Origin of the sequence: Agromyces sp. G08B096 (assembly GCF_040267705.1) — a bacterium.
Taxonomy (GTDB): Bacteria; Actinomycetota; Actinomycetes; order Actinomycetales; family Microbacteriaceae; genus Agromyces.
The window spans coordinates 1,497,504-1,520,505 of record NZ_CP158374.1; the positions used below are offsets into that span (position 1 = coordinate 1,497,504).

At 72.1% G+C, this 23,002-nt stretch carries 27 protein-coding genes, 2 tRNA genes and 1 riboswitch; of the genes, 17 read left to right on the forward strand and 12 right to left on the reverse strand.

The window, feature by feature from the left end:
• From gatC to ABIQ69_RS07290, 11 genes are all read left to right on the forward strand, one after another.
• The gene (gatC, locus tag ABIQ69_RS07240; RefSeq protein ID WP_350349691.1) at positions 1-303 is read left to right on the forward strand and encodes an Asp-tRNA(Asn)/Glu-tRNA(Gln) amidotransferase subunit GatC; all 303 of its coding nucleotides are present in this window, start codon (positions 1-3) and stop codon (positions 301-303) included.
• On the forward strand, positions 300-1,841 hold the full coding sequence (gatA, locus tag ABIQ69_RS07245; protein ID WP_350349692.1) for an Asp-tRNA(Asn)/Glu-tRNA(Gln) amidotransferase subunit GatA: 1,542 nt from the start codon (positions 300-302) through the stop codon (positions 1,839-1,841). The genes gatC and gatA overlap by 4 nt, the downstream gene beginning before the upstream one ends.
• Complete coding sequence (gene gatB / locus ABIQ69_RS07250; protein ID WP_350349693.1) at positions 1,841-3,358, forward strand: Asp-tRNA(Asn)/Glu-tRNA(Gln) amidotransferase subunit GatB; 1,518 nt, start codon at positions 1,841-1,843, stop codon at positions 3,356-3,358. Before gatA ends, gatB begins: the two co-directional genes overlap by 1 nt.
• A gap of 69 nt (positions 3,359-3,427) precedes the next feature.
• A complete protein-coding gene (locus ABIQ69_RS07255) occupies positions 3,428-4,135 on the forward strand; it encodes a hypothetical protein (protein ID WP_350349694.1) in 708 nt (235 codons plus the stop codon).
• Positions 4,136-4,171: 36 nt separating this feature from the next.
• Positions 4,172-5,506, forward strand: a complete 1,335-nt coding sequence (locus tag ABIQ69_RS07260; protein WP_350349695.1) for a DNA polymerase IV — start codon at positions 4,172-4,174, stop codon at positions 5,504-5,506.
• A gap of 9 nt (positions 5,507-5,515) precedes the next feature.
• On the forward strand, positions 5,516-5,848 hold the full coding sequence (locus ABIQ69_RS07265; protein WP_350349696.1) for a hypothetical protein: 333 nt from the start codon (positions 5,516-5,518) through the stop codon (positions 5,846-5,848).
• A gap of 78 nt (positions 5,849-5,926) precedes the next feature.
• Positions 5,927-6,037, forward strand: a riboswitch (TPP riboswitch).
• 36 nt (positions 6,038-6,073) lie between these two features.
• Positions 6,074-6,751 carry an ECF transporter S component gene (locus tag ABIQ69_RS07270; protein ID WP_350349697.1) on the forward strand — a complete coding sequence of 226 codons (678 nt, stop codon included), beginning with the start codon at positions 6,074-6,076 and terminating at the stop codon, positions 6,749-6,751.
• 1 nt (position 6,752) lies between these two features.
• A complete protein-coding gene (locus ABIQ69_RS07275) occupies positions 6,753-8,261 on the forward strand; it encodes an ATP-binding cassette domain-containing protein (RefSeq protein ID WP_350349698.1) in 1,509 nt (502 codons plus the stop codon).
• Entirely contained in the window at positions 8,258-9,037 is a 780-nt protein-coding gene (locus tag ABIQ69_RS07280) for an energy-coupling factor transporter transmembrane component T (RefSeq protein WP_350349699.1), read from the forward strand. Before ABIQ69_RS07275 ends, ABIQ69_RS07280 begins: the two co-directional genes overlap by 4 nt.
• Positions 9,034-9,681 carry an ATP-binding protein gene (locus ABIQ69_RS07285; RefSeq protein WP_350349700.1) on the forward strand — a complete coding sequence of 216 codons (648 nt, stop codon included), beginning with the start codon at positions 9,034-9,036 and terminating at the stop codon, positions 9,679-9,681. The genes ABIQ69_RS07280 and ABIQ69_RS07285 overlap by 4 nt, the downstream gene beginning before the upstream one ends.
• Positions 9,678-9,935 (forward strand): hypothetical protein, encoded by a 258-nt coding sequence (locus ABIQ69_RS07290; RefSeq protein ID WP_350349701.1) that lies wholly within the window; start codon positions 9,678-9,680, stop codon positions 9,933-9,935. Before ABIQ69_RS07285 ends, ABIQ69_RS07290 begins: the two co-directional genes overlap by 4 nt.
• A 13-nt stretch (positions 9,936-9,948) precedes the next feature.
• On the opposite strand, the gene ABIQ69_RS07295 is transcribed toward ABIQ69_RS07290, so the two are convergent.
• From ABIQ69_RS07295 to ABIQ69_RS07320, 6 genes are all read right to left on the reverse strand, one after another.
• Positions 9,949-11,193, reverse strand: a complete 1,245-nt coding sequence (locus ABIQ69_RS07295) for a hypothetical protein (RefSeq protein WP_350349702.1) — start codon at positions 11,191-11,193, stop codon at positions 9,949-9,951.
• Between the two features lie 20 nt (positions 11,194-11,213).
• On the reverse strand, positions 11,214-11,561 hold the full coding sequence (locus ABIQ69_RS07300) for a metallopeptidase family protein (protein WP_350349703.1): 348 nt from the start codon (positions 11,559-11,561) through the stop codon (positions 11,214-11,216).
• A 41-nt stretch (positions 11,562-11,602) separates the two neighbouring features.
• Positions 11,603-11,678, reverse strand: a tRNA-His gene (locus ABIQ69_RS07305).
• A gap of 41 nt (positions 11,679-11,719) precedes the next feature.
• Positions 11,720-12,343 carry an oligoribonuclease gene (gene orn / locus ABIQ69_RS07310; protein WP_350349704.1) on the reverse strand — a complete coding sequence of 208 codons (624 nt, stop codon included), beginning with the start codon at positions 12,341-12,343 and terminating at the stop codon, positions 11,720-11,722.
• A 61-nt stretch (positions 12,344-12,404) separates the two neighbouring features.
• Positions 12,405-12,477: transfer RNA gene (locus ABIQ69_RS07315), tRNA-Arg, on the reverse strand.
• Between the two features lie 89 nt (positions 12,478-12,566).
• A complete protein-coding gene (locus ABIQ69_RS07320) occupies positions 12,567-13,793 on the reverse strand; it encodes a cation:proton antiporter (protein ID WP_350349705.1) in 1,227 nt (408 codons plus the stop codon).
• Positions 13,794-13,909: 116 nt separating this feature from the next.
• Here ABIQ69_RS07320 and nadE point away from each other — a divergent pair, with 116 nt between their 5' ends.
• Positions 13,910-14,755, forward strand: a complete 846-nt coding sequence (gene nadE / locus ABIQ69_RS07325) for an ammonia-dependent NAD(+) synthetase (protein WP_350349706.1) — start codon at positions 13,910-13,912, stop codon at positions 14,753-14,755.
• A gap of 51 nt (positions 14,756-14,806) precedes the next feature.
• On the opposite strand, the gene ABIQ69_RS07330 is transcribed toward nadE, so the two are convergent.
• The 3 genes from ABIQ69_RS07330 to mgrA form a co-directional block, all read right to left on the reverse strand.
• Positions 14,807-15,448, reverse strand: coding sequence for a hypothetical protein (locus tag ABIQ69_RS07330; protein WP_350349707.1), 642 nt, complete (start codon positions 15,446-15,448; stop codon positions 14,807-14,809).
• A 116-nt stretch (positions 15,449-15,564) separates the two neighbouring features.
• Complete coding sequence (locus tag ABIQ69_RS07335) at positions 15,565-15,819, reverse strand: hypothetical protein (protein ID WP_350349708.1); 255 nt, start codon at positions 15,817-15,819, stop codon at positions 15,565-15,567.
• 108 nt (positions 15,820-15,927) lie between these two features.
• Entirely contained in the window at positions 15,928-16,935 is a 1,008-nt protein-coding gene (gene mgrA, locus ABIQ69_RS07340) for an L-glyceraldehyde 3-phosphate reductase (RefSeq protein ID WP_350349709.1), read from the reverse strand.
• 17 nt (positions 16,936-16,952) lie between these two features.
• Here mgrA and msrA point away from each other — a divergent pair, with 17 nt between their 5' ends.
• From msrA to ABIQ69_RS07365, 5 genes are all read left to right on the forward strand, one after another.
• Positions 16,953-17,477: a peptide-methionine (S)-S-oxide reductase MsrA gene (msrA, locus tag ABIQ69_RS07345; RefSeq protein ID WP_350349710.1), complete on the forward strand. Its 525-nt coding sequence runs from the start codon at positions 16,953-16,955 to the stop codon at positions 17,475-17,477.
• Between the two features lie 191 nt (positions 17,478-17,668).
• On the forward strand, positions 17,669-18,286 hold the full coding sequence (gene ssb / locus ABIQ69_RS07350) for a single-stranded DNA-binding protein (protein ID WP_350349711.1): 618 nt from the start codon (positions 17,669-17,671) through the stop codon (positions 18,284-18,286).
• An 82-nt stretch (positions 18,287-18,368) separates the two neighbouring features.
• The gene (locus ABIQ69_RS07355) at positions 18,369-18,854 is read left to right on the forward strand and encodes a hypothetical protein (RefSeq protein WP_350349712.1); all 486 of its coding nucleotides are present in this window, start codon (positions 18,369-18,371) and stop codon (positions 18,852-18,854) included.
• 4 nt (positions 18,855-18,858) lie between these two features.
• Entirely contained in the window at positions 18,859-20,541 is a 1,683-nt protein-coding gene (gene ettA, locus ABIQ69_RS07360; RefSeq protein ID WP_350349713.1) for an energy-dependent translational throttle protein EttA, read from the forward strand.
• Between the two features lie 4 nt (positions 20,542-20,545).
• Positions 20,546-21,022, forward strand: coding sequence for a thioesterase family protein (locus ABIQ69_RS07365; RefSeq protein ID WP_350349714.1), 477 nt, complete (start codon positions 20,546-20,548; stop codon positions 21,020-21,022).
• Between the two features lie 3 nt (positions 21,023-21,025).
• Here ABIQ69_RS07365 and ABIQ69_RS07370 read toward each other — a convergent pair whose 3' ends face one another.
• The 3 genes from ABIQ69_RS07370 to ABIQ69_RS07380 all read right to left on the reverse strand — a co-directional run bounded on the left by ABIQ69_RS07370 (position 21,026) and on the right by ABIQ69_RS07380 (position 22,986).
• On the reverse strand, positions 21,026-21,529 hold the full coding sequence (locus ABIQ69_RS07370; protein ID WP_350349715.1) for a hypothetical protein: 504 nt from the start codon (positions 21,527-21,529) through the stop codon (positions 21,026-21,028).
• Positions 21,529-22,008, reverse strand: coding sequence for a Rieske (2Fe-2S) protein (locus ABIQ69_RS07375; protein ID WP_350349716.1), 480 nt, complete (start codon positions 22,006-22,008; stop codon positions 21,529-21,531). The genes ABIQ69_RS07370 and ABIQ69_RS07375 overlap by 1 nt, the downstream gene beginning before the upstream one ends.
• A 93-nt stretch (positions 22,009-22,101) precedes the next feature.
• Positions 22,102-22,986, reverse strand: coding sequence for an acyl-CoA thioesterase II (locus ABIQ69_RS07380; protein WP_350349717.1), 885 nt, complete (start codon positions 22,984-22,986; stop codon positions 22,102-22,104).
• Positions 22,987-23,002: the final 16 nt, after the last annotated feature.

Below are 23,002 nucleotides of genomic sequence, written 5' to 3' on the forward strand. Positions count from 1 at the left end.
ATGTCTGAAATCAGTGCGGAGCAGGTCGCCCACCTCGCGACCCTCGCCCGCATCGCGCTCACCGAGGAAGAGATCGCGCACCTCACGACCGAACTCGGCCAGATCATGCAGGCCGTCGAGCAGGTGAGCCGGGTCGCGACGCCCGACGTGCCGCCGACGAGCCACCCGATCGCGATGCGGAACGTCTTCCGCGACGATGTCGTGGGCGACAACGTTCTCACGCCGGCCGAAGCGCTCTCCGGTGCGCCCGAGCGCGACGGCGACCGGTTCAAGGTCTCCGCGATCCTGGGGGAGGAGCAGTGAGCCACGGCGACGACCTGATCCGCCTCTCCGCCGCCGACCTGGCGGCGCGCCTCGCCTCCGGCGACGTCTCCTCGGTCGAGGCGACGCGTGCCCACCTCGACCGCATCGAGGCCGTCGACGGCGCCGTGCACGCGTTCCTCCACGTCGCGGCCGACCGCGCGCTCGAGGCGGCCGCCGACATCGACCGTCGCCGTGCAGCGGGCGAGACGCTCGGCGAACTCGCGGGCGTGCCGATCGCGGTGAAGGACGTCCTCGTCACCGAGGGCATGCCCTCGACCGCGGGTTCGCGCATCCTCGAGGGCTGGGTGCCCCCGTACGACGCGACGCCCGTGCGCCGGGTCCGCGAGGCGGGCCTCGTGCCGCTCGGCAAGACGAACATGGACGAGTTCGCCATGGGGTCGTCGACCGAGCACTCGGCGTACGGCCCGACGCACAACCCGTGGGACCTCGACCGCATCCCCGGCGGTTCGGGCGGCGGGTCGGCCGCGGCCGTCGCCGCGTTCGAAGCGCCCCTCGCCCTCGGCAGCGACACCGGCGGCTCCATCCGTCAGCCCGCGCACGTCACGGGTACGGTCGGTGTGAAGCCGACCTACGGCGCCGTGAGCCGGTACGGCTCGATCGCCCTCGCCTCCTCGCTCGACCAGATCGGTCCCGTCACGCGCACCGTGCTCGACGCCGCGCTCCTGCAGGACGTCATCGCCGGGCACGACCCCCACGACTCGACCTCGATCCCCGAGGCGTGGCCGTCGATGGCCGACGCCGTGCGTCAGGCGGATGTCTCGGGCCTGCGCATCGGCGTCGTCAAGGAGCTCGACTCCGACGGCTTCCAGGCCGGCGTCCGCCAGCGCTTCCACGAGGCCCTCGAGCTGCTCGAGCGCAACGGCGCCGAGATCGTCGAGGTGTCCGCGCCGAACTTCGAGCACGCCATCGCCGCCTACTACCTGATCTTGCCCGCCGAGGCGTCGTCGAACCTCGCGAAGTTCGACTCGGTGCGCTTCGGCCTCCGGGTCACGCCCGACGGCGGCGGCACGGTCGAGCAGGTCATGTCGGCGACCCGCGAGGCCGGGTTCGGCGCCGAGGTCAAGCGCCGGATCATCCTCGGCACCTACGCCCTGTCGGCCGGCTACTACGACGCGTACTACGGCAGCGCGCAGAAGGTCCGCACCCTCGTGCAGCGCGACTTCGACCAGGCGTTCTCGAATGTCGACGTGCTCGCCACCCCGACGGCGCCGACGACGGCGTTCCGGCTCGGCGAGAAGCTCGACGACCCGCTGGCGATGTACCTCAACGACGTCGCGACCATCCCGGCGAACCTCGCGGGCGTGCCCGGCATCTCGGTGCCCGCCGGTCTCGCGCCGGAGGACGGGCTGCCCGTCGGGATCCAGTTCCTGGCCCCTGCCCGCGAGGACGCGCGTCTGTACAACGTCGGCGGGGCGCTCGAGCAGCTGCTGCTCGCCGAGTGGGGCGGGCCGCTGCTGAACCGGGCACCCGCCCTCACCACCCATGAGCTGCTCGCGACCGAGGAAGGCGCCGTCTGATGGCCCGTGTCGAACTGATGGACTTCGACCGTGCGCTCGAGCTGTTCGAGCCGGTCATCGGGCTCGAGGTGCACGTCGAGCTGAACACCGAGACCAAGATGTTCTCGCCGGCCCCGAACCCGGCGAACTCGGCGAACCACGACGCGGCGCCGAACACGCTGGTGACGCCGGTCTGCCTGGGCCTGCCCGGGTCGCTGCCGGTCGTGAACGGTGAGGCGGTGCGTTCGTCGATCTCGCTCGGTCTCGCGCTCGGCTGCGAGATCGCGCCGTCGAGCCGGTTCGCCCGGAAGAACTACTTCTACCCCGATCTCGCGAAGAACTACCAGATCTCGCAGTACGACGAGCCGATCGCCTTCGACGGCTCGGTCGAGGTCGAGCTCGAGAACGGCCGGGTGTTCCAGGTGCCGATCGAGCGCGCGCACATGGAGGAGGATGCGGGCAAGCTCACGCACGTCGGCGGGGCGACGGGCCGCATCCACGGCGCCGAGTACTCGCTCGTCGACTACAACCGGGCGGGCGTGCCGCTGGTCGAGATCGTGACACGCCCGATCGTGGGCGCGGAGGCGGATGCTCCCGCGCTCGCGCGCGCCTACGTCTCCACGATCCGCGACATCGCCCTGGCCCTCGGCATCTCGGATGCGCGAATGGAGCGCGGCAACCTGCGGTGCGACGCGAACGTCTCGCTGCGCCCGCGCGGTCAGGAGCGGTTCGGCACCCGCACGGAGACGAAGAACGTCAACTCGTTCCGGTCGATCGAGCGGGCGGTGCGGTACGAGATCCAGCGGCAGGCGGCGATCCTCGCCGCGGGCGGCACGATCACGCAGGAGACCCGGCACTGGCACGAGGACTCGGGCACCACGAGCCCGGGCCGTCCGAAGTCCGACGCCGACGACTACCGCTACTTCCCCGAGCCCGACCTGCTCCCCGTCGAGCCGTCGGCCGAGCTCATCGAGGAGTTGCGCGCCGCGCTGCCCGAGGCTCCGGCGGCCCGCCGCCGCCGGTTGAAGGCGGAGTGGGGCTTCACCGATCTGGAGTTCCAGGACGTCGCGAACTCCGGTCTGCTGAACGAGCTCGCCGAGACGGTCGCGGCCGGTGCCACGCCCGCCGCGGCGCGCAAGTGGTGGACCGGCGAGATCGCCAGGCTCGCGAATGCCGCCGATCGGGATGCCGCGAGCCTGGTCGCCCCGGCGCACGTCGCCGAGCTCGCCCAGCTCGTCGAGGCCGGCACGTTGACCGACCGCCTCGCGCGCCAGGTGCTCGAGGGCGTCGTGGCGGGCGAGGGCTCGCCGCAGGAGATCGTCGACGCCCGCGGGCTCGCGGTCGTCTCCGACGACGGCGCGCTCATCGCCGCGATCGACGAGGCGCTGGCGAGCCAGCCCGACGTCCTGGCGAAGATCCGCGACGGTAAGGTGCAGGCTGCCGGCGCGGTGATCGGCGCCGTGATGAAGGCGATGCAGGGCAAGGCGGATGCCGCTCGCGTCCGCGAGCTCGTGCTCGAGCGCGCGAACGGCGCCTGAAGGCTCACAGCCGGTTCAAGGCTGACGTCGATAGATTCGGCATCCCCTTCGAGGATTGACGAGGACACCATGGGATTCCTTGATCGATTGTTCGGCGCTCCCGAGCGGGAGCCGTCCGCGGCCCGTCCGCAGCGTGCACCGCAGCTGAGCGACGACGAGCTGGCGATCGAGCGGTATCGGTACCTGCTCCGCACTGCACCGCCCGAGTCCATCGAGCAGGTGCACGCCGAGGCGTTCGCGAAGCTCACGCCCGAGCAACGGCACCAGGTCTACACGGCGCTGGCCGAGCAGGCGCCCGCTGGAGAGCGGGTCGACTCCGAGGAGCCGACCGCGCTCGCCCGGGCCGCGACGCGGCAGGAGCTGCGCCAGCCGGGCAGCATGGAGCGCGCCTTCTCCGGCGCGGGTGCCGGTGCCGGCCGTCCCGCGCAGGCGGGTCCGTCGTTCGGGCAGATGTTCGGCGGTTCGCTGCTCGGGTCGATCGCCGGTGTCGTCGTGGGCTCGGCGATCGCGCAGGCGTTCCTGCCCGACCCCGCCTCGTTCGAGGCGGGCGATCCGGGTGCGGGCGACGCGGGTGGCGGCGACCCGGCCGACTCGGGCGATGCCGGCGCGGACGCCGGCAGCGTCGACGCAGCAGGAGCCGACGGCGGCTACGGCGGTGACTTCGGCGGCGGTGACTTCGGCGGCGGTGACTTCGGCGGCGGTGACTTCGGCGGCGGTGACTTCGGCGGCGGCGATTTCGGCGGCGGCGATTTCGGCGGCGGCGACTTCGGCTTCTGAGCCGGCGATGACGGTGGCGGCCGGTAGGGTCGCAGCGTGAGCAAGCAGGACGGCTCGTCGCGGCAGGTGACGACGGGGCCGGTCGACGATTCGGCGACGCCCATCCTGCACGTCGACATGGACGCGTTCTTCGTGTCGGTCGAGCTCCTGTCGCGGCCCGATCTGCGCGGCAAGCCCGTGCTCGTGGGCGGCACGGCAGGCCGCGGCGTGGTGTCGGCGGCGAGCTACGAAGCGCGCCGGTTCGGCGTGAACTCGGCCATGCCGATGTCCGTGGCGCTCCAGCGCTGTCCGAACGCCATCGTGCTGCGCGGCGACTACCGCAAGTACAGCGAGTACTCCAAGCGCGTCATGGCGATCTTCGGCGACTTCACCCCGCTGGTCGAGCCGCTCTCGATCGACGAGGCGTTCCTCGACGTCTCGGGCGCGCGCCGCGTGCACGGCACGCCTGCGGAGATCGCGTGGACGATCCGCGAGCGCGTGCGTGCCGAGACGGGGCTCACCTGCTCGATCGGCGTGGCCGCGACGAAGTACGTCGCGAAGGTCGCCTCGAGTCGTGCCAAGCCCGACGGCATGCTCGTCGTGCCGGCGGCCGATACGCTCGCCTTCCTCCACCCCCTGCCGGTGTCCGCGCTCTGGGGTGTGGGCAAGGTCACCGAGGAGTCGCTCGTCCGGCTGGGGCTCCGCACGGTCGGCGACGTCGCCGTCATGCCTCCCGACGCGCTCGAGCGGGCCGTCGGCCCAGCCCTCGCGGCTCGGTTGACGCGGCTGGCGAACGGCGTCGATGCGCGCGACGTCTCGGTGCACCGGGCGGAGAAGAGCGTCGGACACGAGACCACGTTCGGCCACGATCTGACCGATCCCGATGAGATCCGGCGCGCCTTGCTCGGGCTCGCCGGCAACGTGGCGTCGCGGCTCCGCAAGGCCGGCCTGGTCGGCCGCACCGTCGTGCTGAAGCTCCGTTACGGCGATTTCCGCACGGTCACCAGGTCTCGCACCCTCGGCGAGCCCACCGATGTCGCCCGGCGGATCTACGAGGAGGCCGCAGCCGCCCTCGACGAACTCGTCGGCAACGGCGAGCGGGTCCGGCTCATCGGGGTGCGTGCGGAGCACCTGCGACCGGGCGGCGGGGCGACCCTGTGGGATCCCGACGAGGAGTGGCGCGACGCCGAACGGACGATCGATCAGGTCGTCGCGAAGTTCGGTCGGGGAGCGGTGAAACCGGCGGCGCTCGTCGGACGCGACGGCAGTGGCGCGGTCGCGGGAGCGAGATTCCGTCGACCGCTCGACGACGACGACGAGACCGGAGCCGGCGGCGAGGCGGCCGCAACGGCCGGGCGCAAGGGGCTGTCGCGGCGGCCACGCCGCGGGTAGCGTGGCGGCATGGCTGATTTCGTGCTCGAACTCGCGGAGAACGTCGCCGGCGTCGGCGTGAAGACCTCGTACGGCGATCCGGTGGAGGTCGACGGCAGCACCGTCATCCCCGTCGCCCTGGGCTGGTACGGCTTCGGTGGAGGCAACTCCGAAGGCGAGGGACCGCAGGGCAGTGGCGGCGGCGGAGGCGGGGCATCCATTCCGCTCGGCGCATACATCGGGCGCGGTGGCGGCGACGTCCGGTTCGAGCCCAACCTCATCGGACTCGTCCTCGCGGCAACGCCGCTGATCTGGGTCACCGGCAAGGCGCTGAAGTGGGTCATCCGCGCGCTGAAGCGCTGATCGCCGCCGCCGGTTGCTCGACCGGCCGGGCCGCGTGCCGTCTGCGGCACCGGGATGACCCGCCACGGCGTATACTCGTGCCCTGAACACGGGAGTCCGGTGAGCCGGGCTGAGAGGAAGGTTCTCCAACCTTCGACCGTCGAACCTGATCTGGGTCATGCCAGCGCAGGGAGGGCATCACTTCTCGTTCCCGTGCCGCTTTCCTTCGAACGAAAGGGCACGACAGTGCACGCATCCGCATCCGCATCCGCATCCGCATCCGCCGAGCAGGCCGGCACCGGCCAGGCCTCACCCGGGCAGACCGGCACCGGCGGTCGACGCCTCCGCTGGCGCGTCGTCGACATCGTCGTCGCGAGCGTCGTCGGCGTCGCCGTCGGCGTGGTCTTCTGGGCCTGGGGTGTCATCTGGGGTCCGATCTCGGCCCCGATCGAGGCGCTCCTGCCGGGCCTGCAGGCCGCGCCGGCCGCCCTGTGGCTCGTCGCGGGCGTGATCGGCGGCCTCATCGTCCGCAAGCCGGGCGCCGCCATCACCACCGAGCTCGTCGCCGCAGTCGTCTCCGCCCTGATCGGCAGCCAGTGGGGCGGACTCCTCACCATCGAGGCGGGCCTCGTGCAGGGGCTCGGCGCCGAACTGGTGTTCGCGCTCTTCCTGTACCGCCGGTGGAACCTGCCGGTCGCGCTCCTCGCGGGCGCCGGTGCCGGGCTCGCGATGGCGATCAACGACCTCGTACTCTGGTACGCCGGTGCTGCTCCGGCCTTCACGGCCATCTACACGGTCTCGGCGATCGTGGGCGGTGCCCTCATCGCCGGCGGGCTGGGCTGGCTCGCCGTACGGGGCCTCGCCCGGGCCGGCGCGCTCCAGCGCTTCGCCGCCGGCCGTGAGACCGCCCGCGGCGCCGTCTGACGTGTCCGCCGGGACCAGCAGCCGCCCGCGGGCCGCTCGCGTCGAGGCTCGCGGGTGGTCGTGGCGGCACGGCTTGCGGCGGAGCCCCGCCCTCTCGGGCATCGATCTCGTGATCGAACCGGGGGAGCGGGTGCTGCTCCTCGGGCCGTCCGGGTCGGGGAAGTCGACGCTGCTCCACGGCCTCGCGGGCGTGCTGGGCGGCGACGACGAGGGCGAGGCGACGGGCGGGCTGCTCGTGGACGGACAGCCGCCTGCCGCGTCGCGGGGGCGCACGGGACTCGTGCTGCAGGATCCCGACGCGCAGGTCGTCATGGCCCGCGTCGGGGATGACGTGGCGTTCGGCCTCGAGAACCTCGGGGTGCCGCGCGAGGAGATCGCCCCTCGCGTGCGCGACGCGATCGAAGCGGTCGGACTCGAGCTCCGGCCCGAGCACTCGACCGCCTCGCTGTCGGGCGGACAGCGGCAGCGTCTCGCCCTGGCCGGGGTGCTCGCGATGCGCCCCGGACTGCTGCTCCTCGACGAGCCGACGGCGAACCTCGACCCCGGCGGGGTGATCGAGGTGCGCGACGCCGTCGACCGCGTCGTGCGGGAGAGCGGCGCGACGCTGGTCGTCGTGGAGCACCGCGTGCCGACCTGGCTGTCCGTGATCGATCGCGTCGTCGTGATCGGACGCGACGGCCGCCTCATCGCCGACGGACCCGCCGAGCGCGTGCTCGCCGACGAGGCGGCCCGGCTCCGCGAGGCGGGGGTCTGGCTTCCCGGTGACGGTGCGGGGCTCGCGCTCGACGACGGCCGCGGACCTCGCGCCGGCTCGACGCCACCGCTCCTCACGGCGACCGAGCTCGCCGTCGCCCGGCTGCCCGGCCGACCCGTGCAGCACGGTCTCGGATTCCAGGTGACCGCCGGGCGGCTCCTCGCCGTCACGGGGCCGAACGGGGCGGGCAAATCGACGCTGGCCCTCACCCTCGCCGGACTCCTCGCACCCGAGGCCGGCCGGCTCGAGGCATCCGATCTGCTGGCCGACGGCGCGGGGCCGTCACCCTGGCGCTGGCGGTCGCGGCAGCTGTTGACCCGCATCGGCACGGTCTTCCAGAATCCCGAGCACCAGTTCCTGGCGGGCAACGTGCGCGCCGAGCTCGAGGTCGGCCCGCGCGCACTGCGGCTGCCGGCCGAAGAGGTGCGGCGGCGTGTCGACCCGCTACTGGAGGCGCTGCGGCTCGACCGGCTCGCGGCCGCGAACCCGTTCACGCTCTCGGGCGGGGAGAAGCGCCGGCTCTCGGTCGCGACCGCGCTCGCGACGAAGCCACGACTGCTCGTGCTCGACGAGCCGACCTTCGGACAGGACGCCGTGACCTGGCGCGAACTCGTCCGTCTCGTCGGCGAGCTCCGCGACGAGGGCACCGGTGTCGTGGCCGTGACGCACGATGCGGCGTTCGTCGACGCGCTCGCCGACGAACGTCTCGCGCTCAGGGCGCAGGCCCCGGCCGGGAGATCCGAGGTGGCGGCATGAGCATCGCCGACGTGCGGCCAGGCCTGCCGCTCGCGCACGTGAACCCGGTCGCGAAGGTCGCTTCGACCGTGCCGCTCAGCATCGCACTGCTGCTCACCCTCGACCCGGTGTCGGCGGCCGTCGCGATCGTGTGCGAGGTCGTGATCTTCACGGCGGTGGGCCTCGGTTCGCTGCTGTGGTCGGCGCGGACGCTGCCGGTCTGGATCGCGGCGCCGCTCACCGGCCTCAGCATGCTGCTCTACGGCGCACCGTCAGGCGCGGTGTACCTCGACGTCGGACTCATCCATGTGACGGAGGGGTCCGTGCAGATCGCGCTGGCGACGACCGCGCGGGTCATCGCGATCGCGCTGCCCGCCGTGGTGCTCTTCCTCACCATCGACCCGACGGACCTCGCCGACGGGCTCGCCCAGACCCTGCGCCTGCCGGCCCGGTTCGTGCTCGGCGCCCTCGCGGCGCTCCGGCTCGCCGGCACCTCCATCGACGACTGGCGCACCATCTCGCTGGCGCGACGCGCCCGCGGCGTCGCCGACCGCGGTCGGCTGCTGCGGTTCGCCGGGCAGGCGTTCGCGCTGCTCGTGCTCGCGGTCCGGCGCGGCAGCACGCTCGCCACGGCCATGGAGGCGCGCGGCTTCGGCGCTCCCGTGCGACGCACCTGGGCGCGGGAGGTGGTGTTCGGCGGGCGCGAATGGGCGGTGATCGCGGTCGGATGCCTCGTGGCGGTCGCCTCCGTCGTCGCCGCCGTCGCGGCGGGCACGTGGAACCTGGTGTGGTCGTGACCGGCCCCGCGCCAGCGGTCGAGCTGCTCCGGCGCAGGATCGCTTCCGCGGGCGATGGCCGGCCCGGCGGCTCGCGCGTCGTCGTCGCCATCGACGGGCCGAGCGGGTCGGGCAAGTCGACGTTCGCCGACGCGCTCGTGCGCGGATGCCCCGCCCCGGTCGACCTCGTGCGCCTCGACGACGTCTATCCCGGCTGGCACGGCCTCGAGCGAGGCGCGCAGCTCGCCGCCCACGGCCTCGTCGAGCCGTGGCTCCACGGGCGGGCGGGTCGCGCAGCGAGCTGGGACTGGGCGCACTCGCAACCCGGCGCCGCCCGTCCGGTGCGTCCCGGCCGTGCGCTCGTCGTCGAAGGGTGCGGGGCGTTCGACGCGGTCGCCCGCATCGGCGGCAGGCCCCGGCGCGGCGCCGCCGCGGCGGTCCTCCGCGTGTGGGTCGAGGCATCCGATGCGGTCCGCAAGCGCGCCGCACTCGACCGCGATGCGGGCGGGTTCGATCCGTGGTGGGACGTCTGGGACGCGCAATGGCGGCGGTACGCCGCACGCACCCGCGCTCGCTCGGCCGCGGACCTGGTCGTCCGCACGTCCTTCCGACCCTCCGCGACGCTGGCGCGCGGCGACGCGGCCGGGACTACGGTGGAGGCATGAGTGCAGAGACGTCCGGCGAGTACGTCGCCGAGTTCATCGACGGGCCCCTCGAAGGCGAGTTCGAACGGCGGGTCCTCGTGAGCGGCGAGCCAGAGGAGCGCGTCGCGCGCGTCGCCGCCATCGACGGCCTCGAGTCGCTGTTCTGGTACGACGCGGTCGAGCGGCGCGAGGTCGACGGCGAGGTGCGCGTGCGGTTCCGCTTCGACGCCGGAGACTCCGACCCGGTGGAGTTCGATCAGGACGACAACGAGTAGACGCCGCTCGTCGTCATCCGGCGAGGTACTCGCCGATGATCGGGAACGGATGCGTCAGCCGCCAGAGCGGACCGGGGTCGTCGATCGGCGCCGACAGCTCGATCGGTGAAGCGAGCTCGCCCGCGGGAGTCGGCACCGTGACCCGGCCGACGGCGCTGCCGCCCCGCGCGGTCGTGAACGGGTCGACGTCGAGCTCGGCCTCGCCGACCGCCGACTGCCATCCCGTGCTCGTGCGGGTCGCCTGCGCCGTCAGGTCCGCTTCGTCGCCCCAGGCGGAGTGCGCCCGCCCGTAGACCGCGCCGGCGGAGATGACGTCGACCGGCTGCGCCGCATCGACCGCCGTGTCCGCGATCGCCCCGACCGCGGGGTCGAGGGTCTCGTAGTCGGGGATGAGGGTCATCGCGCCGACGAGGCGGACGGCTTCGCCGCCCTCGGCGACCGGGATCTCGCGCGTGAACACGAAGGACAGGGCCGCCTGGTCGGTGTAGCTGCGGGTGATCGCCCGCACACCGCGGTCGGCGAGATGGTCGATGACGTCGGGCACTGTTCGTGCGCCGACGCCGACCGGAGCCTCGCCTGCGAGCATCGCCGCGAGCGACGGATCGGCGACGGCGAGCCCGGCGAGCCGCACGAGCTCCTCGGCGGTGGCGACGTTGTCGCCCGAGAGGCCGGTCGCATCGGCGACGTGCGCGGTGGCGAACCCGTTGGCCGCGAGCCACTCGTTCGCGGCCGCGACGTACTGGTCGACGCTGCCGAACGCCCACCGCGCCAACGTGTCGGCGTGGTTGTTGCTGGAGGCGAGCAGCACGGCCCGCACCACGTCGCGCTGGGTCCAGCTTTCGCCGGGGGAGACCTGCAGCGTGCGCGACTCCTCGCTCTGGTAGCGCAGGTAGTCGGTGAAGTCCTCGGGGCCGATCTTGATCGCGGGACCCTCCGCGCCGACGGCCAGCGGCAGGGAGTCGAGGGTCACGAGAAGGGTGACGAGCTTGGCTGCGCCGCCGATCGGCACGGCCTCGGTCGAACCTCCCGTCGCGATGGTGGTGGTCTCGCCCTCGGGGTCGACGACCGCGACGGCGCTCGCGCCGTCGGCGGGGAGCGGCAGCGCGACGGCGGCCGGCGGCGCTGCGGCCGAGGCGACCGGTTCGACCGCCACCGCGGGCAGCGGCCCGAGCAGCATCGCCGGGCCGTAGACCCCGATCCCGAGGATCGCGAGCGCACCGACGGAGATGCCGACGATGCGGCCGGGACTGAGGGTCATGCACCCAGATTAACCCGGCCTCACGCCCACCCGAGTTCGTGCAGCCGGTCGTCGTCGATGCCGTAGAAGTGGGCGATCTCGTGCACGAGGGTCACGTGGATCTCCTCGCGCAGTTCGTCCTCGTCGTCGCAGATCGCCAGCAGCGGCTCGCGGTAGAGCACGATGCGATCCGGCATCTCGCCGAAGCCGTACCGGTCGCGTTCGGTGAGCGAGGTGCCGTCGTACAGGCCGAGCAGGTCGAGCGAGCCGTCCTCGGGGCGATCCTCGACGACGAACACGACGTTCTCGAGCCCGTCCACCATGTCGTCGGGCAGCTGGTCGAGTTCGTCGACCACGATGGCTTCGAAGGCCTCGGCGTCGAGCTGCATCGGGATGCTCCGTTCACCGGTGACTGCCCTCGGGAGGCGAGTGGGGTGAGTAACGGGGCTTGAACCCGCGACCTCCTGGACCACAACCAGGCGCTCTACCAACTGAGCTATACCCACCATGGCGACCCCGGTCTCACGACCGAGGCAACTCCACGAGCTTACACCACCTTGGCGTCGAACTCGTTCACGACGACGGTGGCGAGCTCCTGCAGTTCCTGGCTGGTGGGGCCAGGGTCGGCGACGAACACGGCGCGCCGGTAGTACTCGAGCTCACGGATGGATTCGCGGATGTCGGCGAGCGCGCGGTGGCCGCCGTGCTTCGCGGGCGCGTTGAAGAACGCCCGGGGGAACCACCGCTTCGCGAGCTCCTTGATGGAGGACACGTCGACGTTGCGGTAGTGCAGGTGCGCGTCGAGCCGCGGCATGTACTTCGCGAGGAACGCCCGGTCGGTGCCGATGGAATTGCCGGCGAGCGGGGCCTTCTGCTCGTCGGGGACGTGGCGCAGGACGTACTCGAGCACCTGGTACTCGGCGTCGGCGACGCTGACCCCGTGGGGGATCTCCTCGATGAGCCCGGACTCGGTGTGCATCGCACGAACGAACTCGCCCATCGACTCGAGGGCGCTGGCGTCGGGCTTGATCACGATGCTGAGCCCCGCATCGACCGGCTTCAGGTCGTAATCGGTGATGACGACGGCGATCTCGACCAGCTCGTCGACCTCGAGGTCGAGTCCGGTCATCTCGCAGTCGATCCAGACGAGTCGGTCGGTCGAGGCTGTCATGGCGGCGAGTCTACCGGCCGGCGGCGACAGGGCCGGGCGCCGATGAAGCGGTGGATCGGTGCGCCCCCGGCAGGAATCGAACCTGCGACCGACAGATTAGAAGGCTGCTGCTCTATCCGCTGAGCTACGGGGGCCGACCCCGACAGCTTACCGAATGCCTGTTGAGGGGCTCGGAGGCGGCCCGCCGGAGCGTCGGCGTGGGCCCGTGCGGGGCCAGCGCGTCTCAGCCCTCGGTCGGCGCGAACACGTCGTCGTCGACGCCGGGCGGCGGGGCATCCCGCCGGCGGCTCCGGATCGCGAGCGCGACGAGCGGGAAGACGAGCACCGAGCACATGCCGGCCCCCACCAGGGCGGCGGCGACACCGGTCGTCAGATCGCCCTGCTCGACGCCGATGGCGGTGACCGCGACGATGATGGGCAGCCCGGTCGCGCCGAAGAGCGCGGTCGCCGCCCGGTCGCGGAACGACGCGCCCGCGGGCGCAGCGAACGACGACGGGATCCCCCGGACGAGCAGCAGCAGCGCGAGGAAGATCGGCACCAGCAGCAGGACGCGGACGTCGGAGAGTAGGGCCTCGAGGTCGAAGGTCACGCCGGTGTTGATGAAGAACATCGGCACGAGCAGGCCATAGCCGACCGCTTCGAGCTTGCCCTCCACGACCTCGACATCGGGCTCGGGGGCGCCCGACAGCAGCAGCCGGTAGATCACCCCGGCGGTGAAGGCGCCGAGCAGCATGTCGAGCCCCAGCACCACGCTGAGGGCGACGAGCGCGAAGAGGACGAACACCACGAGCCGAACTGCGAACTGCCCGCTGGTGTGCAGCGTCGCCGTGATCACCCGGTGCATCCGTCTGCCCGCGCCGCTCGCAGCGAGCCAGATCGCGACGCCGGCGACCACGGCGAACGCAACGAGCACGATCGCCGCCGTGAGGGGCGAACGCCCGCTGAGGAACAGCGAGATGGCGAGCAGCGGGCCGAACTCGCCTACGGCGCCGATCGCGAGCACGCCGATACCGAACGGCGTGCGGAGGTCTCCGGCATCCCGCAGCACGGGCATGATCGTGCCGAGCGCGGTCGAGGTGAGGGCGATGCCGATGAAGACCGCCGCTGAGAGGTGCGGGGCGAGCAGCGCCGCCAGCGCGATGCCGAGCGCGAGCGAGACGAGCCAGCCGCCGGCGGCCCGCCCGAGCGGCCGGCCGCGAATGGTGCGGAAGTCGATCTCGTTGCCGGCGAGGAAGAAGAGCATCGCGAGGCCGAAGTCCGAGAGCGCGGCCGTGACGTCACCCGGCTGGATCCAGCCGAGCACCGCCGGTCCGAGCACGAGGCCGAGCACGATCTCGAAGACGACCAGCGGGATCGCGACGACCTTGCCGACGAGGCGGACGAGCAGCGGTGCCGCGACGGCGACCGCCGGGAAGAGCACCAGTGTGCCGATCGTGACGTCGAACTCCATGAGCCCCTCCTCCAGCGCCGCGCGCCCCCGCGCCGATGCTATCGAGCCGCCGGCGGCGTCGGCAGGGACCGGCGCCGTGTCGCCCGCCGGAAACATGCGCGGAGTAGGGTCGTCGCATGCGTGACCTGCAGGCTTCGATCATCGCCGACCTCGACGTGAGCCCGACCATCGACCCCGCCGAGGAGGTGCGCCGTCGCGTCGACTTCCTGAAGGCGTACCTGCGCCGCACCGGCGCGAAGGGGTTCGTGCTCGGCATCAGCGGCGGCCAGGACTCCACGCTCGCCGGGCGGCTGTGCCAGCTGGCGGTCGACGAGCTGACCGCCGAGGGCGTCGAGGCGCGGTTCGTTGCCGTACGACTGCCGTACGGCGTGCAACGCGATGAGGATGACGCGCAGCTGGCACTGTCGTTCATCGAACCGCGCGAGCGAATCGTGTTCAACATCCGCGGCGGCGTCGACGGAGTGGCCGCCGATTACGCCGACGCGATCGGCAGCCCGATCAGCGATTTCGGCAAGGGCAACGTGAAGGCCCGCCTGCGGATGATCGCGCAGTACGCGATCGCCGGCGAGCACGCGCTCCTCGTCGTCGGGACCGATCACGCCGCTGAGGCGCTCACCGGGTTCTTCACGAAGTACGGCGACGGTGGCGCCGACCTGCTTCCCCTGTCCGGCCTCACGAAGCGGCAGGGCCGGGCGCTGCTGCAGCACCTCGGCGCGCCGGAGCGGCTGTACGTGAAGGTGCCGACCGCAGATCTGCTCGACCACGACCCCGGCCAGTCCGACGAGGCGAACCTGGGACTGACCTACGAGGACATCGACGACTTCCTCGAGGGTCGCGACATCGACACCGAGGTGGCGGAGCGCATCGAAGCGAGGTACCTGCAGACCCGGCACAAGCGGACCACGCCGGTGTCGGTCTTCGATGACTGGTGGCGTGACGAGGACGCCTCCGCCCACGGCTGACCGGCGCGTGGCTGACCGGCCCGCAGCTGACCGGCGCGCGGACGCCGCGGCCTAGTAGGCCCGGGTGGGTGCCGTGTCGGCGCCCGACGCATCGCCGGCCGCCAGGGGCGCCGGCGCGGTGGTCGTCTGGTAGCGCTCGTGGTGCTGCTCGGCGACCCAGGCGTCCTGCTCCTCGACGAGCGTCTGCTCAGGCGTCGCCCGCTCGCTGCGCCAGCGCGCGAGGTCGTTCTGGAACTGCCGCTTCGTCCGCGAGGGATGCCGCTGCCACTCGAGCATGCGGTCACGGAACTCCGCGACCGCCGGATCGAGCTGGTAGCCGAACGTGGCCGAGGCGCGCTTGAGCTCATGCAGCTGGTGCGCCGCCCAGTTCGCCGCGACGTCGGCGCCACGGATCGGAAGCAGGCGCACGTGGATGTCGGCCTGCCCGACGGCGCGGTCGGCGAGTACCTGCTCCTGCGGGGTGAGCGAGTTCCAGACGGATGCCTCGGTCGCCGCATCGACGAGCGCGGCGATCGCTGCCGTCTTCAGTTCGCGATCGCGCTGGGCGACGACGCGCTTGATCGCGGCGCTCGCGATCCAAGCGGCGAGCAGGCCCGCCACGACGACGGCCACGAACAGCACGGCCGCGGCGAAGAGCGCCGGCCGGGCGGCGCTCGAGTCGAGCCAGGACATGAGGTCGTTCCACCACTGCATGAGCGTAGGCTACCGGCGGTCGACCGATGCCGTCGGCAAGGGCTCCGGCGTGCCGGACGGCACGGAGCTGCGACCGCCGAGGCGGGTGCGGCTGCCGGATTCGCGTCGGCCGGCCCTCACCGGAACACGTCCGCCGCGTCGCGCGAGCTCCAGAACTCGCCGAGCTCGACGGAGCGCACGAGGCCGGGCATCAGACGCCGTGCGCGGAAGCGTTCGCCGGCAGGACCGGTGCGGCGCTCGATGTGCCCGAGCAGCGCGCCGTCGGCCGCGGCGACTCGCCAGAGGTCGGGCGCCGCCAGGGTGAACCGGAGGCCGGGCACATCGGCCGGGTACGGTTCGCGGACCGGCGCAAGGACAGTGGTCGGGGACATGGACGATGCTCCTCTCCTCGTGCAGCCGGCCCTGCGTCTCGTGCTGCACACGCTACGCAGGGCCGCCGACACGAAGAAGGCGATCCGCCGTCCGACCGCCCGCTCGGGTCAGCCGAGCGCGGTGCCGTGCGCGGCGAGCGGCTCGATCCGCTCGATCTCCTCGGCCGAGAGCGGAGCCGCCTCGAGGGCCGCGACGTTCTGTTCGAGCTGCGCGACACTGGACGCGCCGATGAGCGCGCTCGCGACGAGCGGCTGGCGGAGCACCCAGCTCAGGGCGAGCTGCGCCAGCGACTGGCCGCGCTCCTTCGCGATGGCGTCGAGGGCGCGCGCACGGTCGAGATAGTCGCCGCTGATGCGGTCCGGCGAGAGGAACCGGCTCGTCGCGGCCCGCGAGTCCGCGGGCACGTCCCCGCCGAGGTAGCGGTCGGTCAGCAGTCCCTGCGCGAGCGGGGAGAACACGATGGCCGAAGCGCCCACCTCGTCCAACGCCTCGAAGAGGCCGTCTTCGATGTGCCGGTCGAACATGGAGTAGCGCGGCTGGTGGATGGTGAGCGGGACGCCTTCGGCGGCGAGCGCCTCGGCCGCGCGGCGGGTCTGGTCGGGAGAGTAGTTCGAGACGCCCACGTACAGCGCCTTGCCCTGACGCACGGCCGTCGCGAGGGCGCCCATCGTCTCCTCGATCGGCGTCTCGGGGTCGGGCCGGTGAGAGTAGAACACGTCGACGTAGTCGAGGCCGAGACGTCCGAGGCTCTGGTCGAGCGAGGAGAGGAGGTACTTGCGCGAGCCGCCGTCGCCGTACGGACCGTCCCACATCTCGTAGCCGGCCTTCGTGGAGACGATGAGCTCGTCGCGGTAGGGCTTGAGGTCGTCCGCCAGCAGCCGGCCGAAGTTCTCCTCTGCGCTGCCGGGGGGCGGTCCGTAGTTGTTGGCCAGGTCGAAGTGCGTGACCCCGAGGTCGAAGGCGCGGCGGACGATGGCACGCTGCGTGTCGAGGGCGCGCTCGTGGCCGAAGTTGTGCCAGAGCCCGAGCGAGAGGGCGGGCAGCTGCAGGCCGCTCCGTCCGACCCGGTTGTAGCGCATGTCGTCGTATCGCTGGGGGCTGGGCACGTAGGTCATGCCGTTACTCTAGAGCGGTGGAGAGCTTCGTCCTGGCCGGTGGGTGCTTCTGGTGTCTCGATGCGGTGTACCGCACGCTCCGAGGCGTCCACGAGGTCGTCTCCGGGTACACCGGGGGCACCACGCCCCACCCGACGTACGAGCAGGTCTGCACCGGAGCCACCGGCCACGCCGAGGCGGTTCGCGTCGAGTTCGATCCCGACGTCCTTCCGCGCGAAGTCGTCCTCGACGTGTTCTTCACGCTGCACGACCCCCGTCAACTGAACCGTCAGGGCGCCGACGTCGGCACGCAGTACCGGTCGGCGATGTTCTTCGCCGGCGACGAGCAGCGCGCCCTCTTCGAGCGGGCCCGCGAGCGCGCGGGCGACTGGTGGGACGGCGAGATCGTGACGACCATCGAGCCGCTCGGCGAGTTCTTCCCGGCGGAGGAGTACCACCAGGACTTCTTCGCGAAGAATCCCGGCCAGGGGTACTGCCTCGCCGTCGCCGTGCCCAAGGTGAACAAGATCCGGCGCTCCTACGCCGAGTACGTGGTCGCCTGATCGGCCGCGTCGCCGCTCCTGCACAGGCGGCGACGCCTTCCGTTCCCGCACAGCTCAGCGCTCTGCCAGGCCGCTGGCGTCGGTCGCGCGCGATCCTCGTTCCACGCGGCATCCGGGGCGATTCTCCGGCACGAGCACTCCGGATGCCGCGAGCCGCCACTCCGGGCGGCGTGGAGTCGCGAGGAGCGAACATGTCCGATCTCATCACCGTCACGGGCGTCGTGGGCAGCGACCCGCGGGCCATCGTCACCAGCCAGGGGCTGCCGATCACATCGTTCCGGCTGGCTTCGAAGCGCCGGTTCTTCGACCGCGCGGCCGGCACCTGGCAGGACGGCGAGACCAACTGGTACACCGTCTCGGCGTTCCGCCAGCTCGCCTTCAACGCGGGCGCCTCGCTGCACAAGGGCGAGCGCGTCGTCGTGCACGGGCGTCTGAAGCTCCGCGCGTGGACGGCTGGCGACAAGGCGGGCACGTCGGTCGAGATCGAGGCCGACACCATCGGCCACGACCTCGTGTTCGGCATCAGCCAGATGCGCCGGCTCCAGCCGGCGCGCGACGACCAGGGTGCGGATGCCTCCGCCCTCGACGCGCGCGACGGCACCCTGTCCTCCGACGACGGCGCGGCGGGGTTCGCGACCGGCGGCGATGCGATCGCCGGCGACGAGCTCCGACCCGAGGCGACCGACGACGAGCGCGACGGCTTCGCCTCGTTCGACCCCTCGTCGGAAGACGACCCCGAGGATGACGCCGAGCGCGAGGCATCCATGACGGACGAGGCGTTCGCCCTTCCGGGCGGGCGCCCGTTCTGACCGGGCAGCCGGCCGCGTCGCCCGCCTGAGCCGACCGAATAGACTCGGCTCGGGCGGACGGCACCCGCCGGACAGGGGACTCATGCACCGGCTTCGGCTGAAGACCGCGGCGCCGGCTCTCGCGGGCTCCGCCCTCCTGATCGTGCTCGCGGCGTGCACCGCGGGAGACCCGCAGCCGACGGCGACGCCCGAGAGCTCGCCCTCACCGAGGCCGACGCCGACGGAGGCGCCCGCGCCGACGCTGCGGCCCGAGCTCTCCGCCGCGGAGAACCTGGCGTACTTCGACAGCGTGAACCAGGCCGTCGTCACCGCCGATCCGAATGCCGGTGGCCGTGCCTTCATCGACGCCCTCGTCGCGGCCGGGTTCGACAAGGCCGCGATGCAGGTCACGGCCGATCGCACGACCATCGACCTGGCGGCCGACTCCGTCCAGTTCTCCGTGCTGTTCCAGGGCGAGTGCCTCATCGGCCAGTACGGGCCCAATTCCGGCGGATACCACGGCGCCGTCCGGCCCGTGCTCGGCACCGGCGCCTGTCTCGTCGGGCAGACCCGCCCCATAGACTGGTAGCGACATGGCTGAATACATCTACTCGATGGTCCGCGCCCGCAAGGCGGTCGGCGACAAGCTCATCCTCGACGACGTCACGATGGCGTTCCTCCCCGGCGCGAAGATCGGCGTCGTGGGTCCGAACGGCGCCGGAAAGTCGACGATCCTCAAGATCATGGCCGGGCTCGACCAGCCCTCCAACGGTGAGGCCCGGCTCTCGCCCGGCTACTCGGTCGGCATCCTCATGCAGGAGCCCGAGCTCGACGAGTCGAAGACCGTGCTCGAGAACGTGCAGGAGGGCGTCGGCCCGATCAAGGCGAAGATCGACCGGTTCAACGAGATCTCGGCCGCCATGGCCGAGCCCGACGCCGACTTCGACGCGCTCCTCGCCGAGATGGGCACCCTCCAGGAGGCGATCGACGCCGCCGACGCGTGGGACCTCGACTCCCAGCTCGAGCAGGCGATGGACGCGCTCCGCTGCCCGCCGGGAGACACGCCGGTCTCGGTCCTGTCGGGCGGTGAGAAGCGACGCGTCGCGCTCTGCAAGCTGCTGCTGCAGAAGCCCGACCTCCTCCTCCTCGACGAGCCCACCAACCACCTCGATGCCGAGAGCGTGCTCTGGCTCGAGCAGCACCTGGCGAAGTACCCCGGGGCCGTGCTCGCCGTCACCCACGACCGGTACTTCCTCGACCACGTCGCGGAGTGGATCTGCGAGGTCGACCGCGGCCGGCTGTACCCCTACGAGGGCAACTACTCGACCTACCTCGAGAAGAAGGCCGAGCGCCTCGAGGTGCAGGGCAAGAAGGACCAGAAGCTGCAGAAGCGGCTGAAGGAGGAGCTCGACTGGGTCCGCTCCAACGCCAAGGGCCGCCAGGCGAAGTCGAAGGCGCGTCTCGCCCGGTACGAGGAGATGGCCGCCGAGGCCGAGCGCACGAGGAAGCTCGACTTCGAAGAGATCCAGATCCCGCCGGGGCCGCGACTCGGCGACGTCGTGCTCGAGGCGAAGAACCTGCAGAAGGGCTTCGGCGACCGCACGCTCATCGACGGGCTGAGCTTCACCCTCCCGCGCAACGGCATCGTCGGCATCATCGGCCCGAACGGCGTCGGCAAGACCACGCTGTTCAAGACCATCGTCGGCCTCGAGCCGCTCGACGGCGGCGAGCTGAAGATCGGCGAGACCGTGCAGATCTCCTACGTCGACCAGTCGCGAACGGGCATCGACCCGAACAAGTCGCTGTGGGAGGTCGTCTCCGACGGGCTCGACTACATCCAGGTCGGCAAGACCGAGGTGCCGAGCCGTGCCTACGTCTCGACGTTCGGATTCAAGGGTCCCGACCAGCAGAAGAAGGCCGGCGTGCTGTCCGGCGGTGAGCGCAACCGTCTGAACCTCGCGCTCACCCTCAAGCAGGGCGGCAACCTCCTCCTGCTCGACGAGCCGACGAACGACCTCGACGTCGAGACCCTCTCGAGCCTCGAGAACGCGCTGCTCGAGTTCCCGGGCTGTGCCGTCGTGATCACCCACGACCGGTGGTTCCTCGACCGCATCGCAACGCACATCCTCGCGTACGAGGGCACCGACGAGAACCCGGCGAGCTGGTACTGGTTCGAGGGCAACTTCGAGGCGTACGAGGAGAACAAGGTGGCGCGGCTCGGGCCCGACGCGGCGAAGCCGCATCGCTCGGCCTACCGCAAGCTCACCCGGGACTGACCGGATGCGCCTGCACGTGCCGACCCCGCTCCGCTGGAGCGACCTCGACGCGTACGGTCACGTCAACAACGCCCGGATGCTGAGCCTGCTCGAGGAGGCCCGCATCCAGGCGTTCTGGGTGTCCGACGACTCGTCCGAGCACGCCGCCGGAGCGACGACGGCCGTCATCGACGCCTCGCCCGGCGCGACGACCTTCACGCTCATCGCCCGGCAGGAGGTCGAGTACCTCGAGCCGATCCCGTACCAGCGGCAGCCCGTCGACATCGAGCTGTGGATCGGGCGCATGGGCGGAGCGAGCCTCGACGTCTGCTACGAGGTGTACTCGCCGGCCGGCGTCGAGCCGCGCACGCTCTACACCCGCGCGAGCACGACCATCGTCCTCGTCGACGCCGCGACCGGCCGGCCGCGCCGGATCGACGAGCGCGAACGTGCCGCGTGGGAGCCGTACCTCGAAGCCCCGGTGGAGTTCCGGCACCGCTGACCGTCACTCCAGCGGCTCATCGCTGAACGTCCCCTCCCAGACGGCACGGCTGCCCGACTCTCCGATCTGCACGAGCGTCCAGGTCGCGCCCGCCCCCACCCCGAGCGCAGCGAGCGTCAGCACCGCGCCGGCCCCGAACACGGCGCCGCGCCCGACGGAACGTCCGCGCCGTCGCGCCGTCAGCTCGACGACCGCCCAGCTCGCGACGGCCAGGGCGACCGCCGCGAGGCCGACCACCCACGGCAGAAGGTCTTCGCCGCGACCGGTGTGCTCCTGGATCAGCGGCGCGGTCGGGACCCGCGCCTCCAGCCACTTGCCGGCCTCGATCGTCGCGATCGTCGCCGGCAGCACGAGGGCCGCGCCGATGAGGCAGGGCACCCAGAGCACCCGGCGCGCCCCGGGCCAGGCGGCGGCGATCACCAGGGTGAGCGCGAGAAGGGGCACCGCCACGATGACCACGTGCACGAGCAGCACGTGCAGCGGCAGCCCCGCGAACTCGTAGTCCATCACGCGCCCGCGACGACCTGGTCGCCTTCGACGTGCACCGGGATGGCCGGCAGCGGGTCGAGCGCCGGCCCCTGCAGGACCTCACCGGTCGCCGCGTCGTACGCCGACCCATGACAGGGGCACTCGAACCGGTCACCGGCGGCGGCGAGCACGCACTGCTGATGCGTGCAGATCGCGCTGAACGCGGCCACCTCGCCCGCGGTCGGCTGCGCGAGCAGCGCGGGCGCCCCATCGATCTCGACCGACACGCTTCCGCCGACCGGGACGTCCGCGAGCGCTGCCACCCCCGCCGCCGTGCCGGTTTCCGGGGCCGCGCCGTCCGACGCGTCGGACCCCGGCGAGGCCGGCGGCGGTGTGGAGTTCGCGGCGTCGTCCGCGTCGCCCGGCGCGCATCCCGCGAGCACCAGTACGCCGCCGACCGCGCCGGTTCCGCCGATCGTCAGGACCGCGCGTCGTGTGAGGTCCGTGGCATCCGTCATCGTGCACCGCCTCTCCGCCGTGCCCCCGCACGGCGCTCGTGGTGCCATTGTGGCGCGGACGCGTGCCGACAGCACGCAGTGCACAGCGTTCGCTCAGGCGAGCGGGTCGCCGCCGCGCGGGGCCCGGACCATCCCCTCCTGGGCGACGGACGCGACGAGCCGGCCGTCGCGGGTGTAGATGCGCCCCAGCGAGAGCCCGCGGCCGCCGCCGGCGGACGGGGACTCCTGCGTGAACAGCAGCCACTCGTCGACGCGGGCGTCGCGATGCCACCACATCGCGTGGTCGAGGCTCGCGACCTTCAGCCCGGGCGTCGCCCACGCGACGCCGTGCGCGCGGAGCACCGGCTCGAGGATCGAGTAGTCGCTCGCGTACGCGAGGGCGGCCCGGTGCTGCTTCGGGTCGTCGGGGAGCCGCCCGAACGCCTTCATCCAGACCGCCTGCCGCGGCACGTGCTCGCCGTCGACCTTCAGGTAGATGGGCGACGGGATGTGGCGGACGTCGAACGCCCGCTCGCTCGACCAGTACTTCGCCACGTCGTGGTCGACGTGGCCGAGCACGTCGGCGGTGGAGGGCAGCGACTCGGGGTCCGGGAGGTCGTCTGGCATGTCGGCCTGGTGTTCGAATCCGTCGTCCTCCGTCTGGAACGACGCGATGAGCGACAGGATCGGCACCCCGTGCTGGAACGCCTGAGTGCGGCGGGTCGAGAACGAACGGCCGTCGTGGATGCGGTCGACCGAGAAGGTGATCGGGTGGGCGACGTCGCCCGGGCGCAGGAAGTAGCCGTGCATCGAGTGGAGGTGCCGGTCGGATTCGACGGTGTGCGTCGCGGCGATGAGCGACTGGGCGAGCACCTGCCCGCCGAACACGCGGCCCATCGGCATCCACTGGGACGGCCCCGTGAAGATGTCCTCGGTGGTGCGGGCGCCCGTGTCGGTCAGGCGAAGCGTGCTCAGCAGGCCGTCGATGGGACCGTTCATCGTTCCTCCGTCTCGG